Genomic DNA, 3,534 nt, shown 5'->3' on the forward strand with positions numbered 1-3,534 from the left:
CTGGAATGGCGAAAGCCCCCCAGCGTGGTGGCTGGGGGGCTTTCGTGAATGTTTGTCCGGCTGCGTCCTACTCTCCCACACCGTCACCAGTGCAGTACCATCGGCGCTGAAGGGCTTAGCTTCCGGGTTCGGAATGGGACCGGGCGTTTCCCCTTCGCTATAACAGCCGTAACTCTATGGAAATACCGTGGACAATCATCGTGTCCCGACCGTATCTCGGGAACTGCACAGTGGACGCGAACAATCTTCGTTCTTCTTTAACACAACAAGGTTGTGTTGTGTATCAAGTTATCGGCTTATTAGTACCAGTCAGCTCCATGCATTGCTGCACTTCCACATCTGGCCTATCAACCCAGTAGTCTACTGGGAGCCTCTCGAACCGTAGTTCATGGAAACCTCATCTTGAGACATGCTTCCCGCTTAGATGCTTTCAGCGGTTATCACTCCCGAACGTAGCTAATGAGCGGTGCCCTTGGCAGGACAACTCACACACCAGAGGTTCGTCCAACCCGGTCCTCTCGTACTAAGGTCAGCCTCTCTCAAGTTTCCTACGCGCACAGCGGATAGGGACCGAACTGTCTCACGACGTTCTAAACCCAGCTCGCGTGCCGCTTTAATGGGCGAACAGCCCAACCCTTGGGAGCTACTCCACCCCCAGGATGCGACGAGCCGACATCGAGGTGCCAAACCATCCCGTCGATATGGACTCTTGGGGAAGATCAGCCTGTTATCCCCGGGGTACCTTTTATCCGTTGAGCGACGGCGCTTCCACAAGCCACCGTCGGGTCACTAGTTCCGACTTTCGTCCCTGCTCGACATGTCTGTCTCGCAGTCAAGCTCCCTTGTACACTTGCACTCGCCACCTGATTGCCAACCAGGCTGAGGGAACCTTTGAGCGCCTCCGTTACATTTTAGGAGGCAACCGCCCCAGTTAAACTACCCACCAGGCAATGTCCCTGATCCGGATCACGGACCGAGGTTAGATAACCAGAACGACCAGAGTGGTATTTCAACGATGACTCCACACACACTGGCGTGCATGCTTCACAGTCTCCCACCTATCCTACACAAGCCGTCCCGATCACCAATACCAAGCTATAGTGAAGGTCCCGGGGTCTTTCCGTCCTGCTGCGCGTAACGAGCATCTTTACTCGTAGTGCAATTTCGCCGAGTTCGCGGTTGAGACAGTGGAGAAGTCGTTACGCCATTCGTGCAGGTCGGAACTTACCCGACAAGGAATTTCGCTACCTTAGGATGGTTATAGTTACCACCGCCGTTTACTGGGGCTTAAATTCTCAGCTTCGCCCAAAGGGCTAACCGGTCCTCTTAACCTTCCAGCACCGGGCAGGCGTCAGTCCGTATACATCGTCTTGCGACTTCGCACGGACCTGTGTTTTTAGTAAACAGTCGCTTCTCCCTGGTCTCTGCGGCCCTTTCCCCTAGCCCGTAAAGAGCTTCAGGGTCCAGGCCCCCCTTCTCCCGAAGTTACGGGGGCATTTTGCCGAATTCCTTAACCACGATTCACTCGATCGCCTTGGTATTCTCTACCTAACCACCTGAGTCGGTTTGGGGTACGGGCGGCTCGAACCTCGCTAGAGGATTTTCTCGGCAGCATAGGATCACCCTGCTTCCCGCTAAAGCGGTCACCATCAGGTCTCAGGATACGTGCCAGGCGGATTTGCCTACCTGACTCCCTACACCCTTGGACGTGGACAACCATCGCCACGCGGAGGCTACCTTCCTGCGTCTCCCCATCACTTGACTACTACCAGCTCGGGTCACGCGTTCCACCCACCAGCGACACCCCGAAGGGCATCTAACGGTGAGCTTCAGGCGCTTAGCATCACTGGATTCATCATGGGCGGTTCTTCGCCGGTTCCGGAATATCAACCGGATGTCCATCGACTACGCCTGTCGGCCTCGCCTTAGGTCCCGACTTACCCAGGGCAGATTAGCTTGACCCTGGAACCCTTGGTTATTCGGCGGACGGGTTTCTCACCCGTCATTCGCTACTCATGCCTGCATTCTCACTCGTGTGGCATCCACGACTGGATCACTCCGCCGCTTCACTCGCCACACGACGCTCCCCTACCCATCAACACGCCTGGACACCACAAGGGTGCCGAGCAGTGTGTCAATGCCACAGCTTCGGTGGTGTGCTTGAGCCCCGCTACATTGTCGGCGCGGAATCACTTGACCAGTGAGCTATTACGCACTCTTTAAAGGGTGGCTGCTTCTAAGCCAACCTCCTGGTTGTCACGGCAACTCCACATCCTTTTCCACTTAGCACACGCTTAGGGACCTTAGCTGGTGATCTGGGCTGTTTCCCTCTCGACTACGGAGCTTATCCCCCGCAGTCTCACTGCCACGCTCTCACTTACCGGCATTCGGAGTTTGGCTAACGTCAGTAACCTGGTGAGGCCCATCGGCTATCCAGTAGCTCTACCTCCGGTAAGAAACACGTGACGCTGCACCTAAATGCATTTCGGGGAGAACCAGCTATCACGGAGTTTGATTGGCCTTTCACCCCTACCCACAGCTCATCCCCTCAGTTTTCAACCTAAGTGGGTTCGGTCCTCCACGACGTCTTACCGTCGCTTCAACCTGGCCATGGGTAGATCACTCCGCTTCGGGTCTAGACCCAGCGACTCATTCGCCCTATTCGGACTCGCTTTCGCTACGGCTTCCCCACACGGGTTAACCTCGCCACTGAGCACTAACTCGCAGGCTCATTCTTCAAAAGGCACGCCGTCACCCCACAAGGAGGCTCCGACGGATTGTAAGCGCACGGTTTCAGGATCTATTTCACTCCCCTCCCGGGGTACTTTTCACCTTTCCCTCACGGTACTTGTCCGCTATCGGTCACCAGGGAATATTTAGGCTTAGCGGGTGGTCCCGCCAGATTCACACGAGATTTCACGGGCCCCGTGCTACTTGGGAACAATCATCCGGAGTCCACACCATTTCGTCTACGGGGGTCGCACCCTCTATGCCGAGCCATTCAAGACTCTTCGACTATGACATGAATTTCTTACTCCAGCCCAGAATGTCAGTCCTGGAACAAAAAGCCCCACAACCCCGAACCTGCAACGCCTGACAGCTATCACACAGACCCGGTTTGGCCTCATCCGCTTTCGCTCGCCACTACTCACGGAATCACTATTGTTTTCTCTTCCTGCGGGTACTGAGATGTTTCACTTCCCCGCGTTCCCTCTACCTGCCCTATATATTCAGACAGGAGTGACTGGACTTGCCTCCAGCCGGGTTTCCCCATTCGGAAATCCTCGGATCAAAGTCTGGTTATCGACTCCCCGAGGCTTATCGCAGATTCCTACGTCCTTCTTCGGTTCCTGGTGCCAAGGCATCCACCGTGCGCCCTTAAAAACTTGAGCCACAAAGATAAAGATGCTCGCGTCCACTGTGTAGTTCTCAACATACGGGCGGCAACCCCACCAACCAGCCACACCCACCCCCACAGGGGAGCAGTATGCAGACCAGGCAAGGCCCACAACCCAACCCCAACAACCGAAACCG

Annotated in this window: 2 rRNA genes; both read right to left on the reverse strand. The window is 55.5% G+C overall.

The annotated features are described in order from the left end of the window. Window positions 1-54: 54 nt before the first annotated feature. Window positions 55-171, reverse strand: a 5S ribosomal RNA gene (rrf, locus tag B9B60_RS16655). A 108-nt stretch (window positions 172-279) separates the two neighbouring features. Then, window positions 280-3,392: ribosomal RNA gene (locus tag B9B60_RS16660) — 23S ribosomal RNA — on the reverse strand. Window positions 3,393-3,534: the final 142 nt, after the last annotated feature.

Source organism: Janibacter indicus (assembly GCF_900176385.1).
Lineage (GTDB): Bacteria > Actinomycetota > Actinomycetes > Actinomycetales > Dermatophilaceae > Janibacter > Janibacter indicus.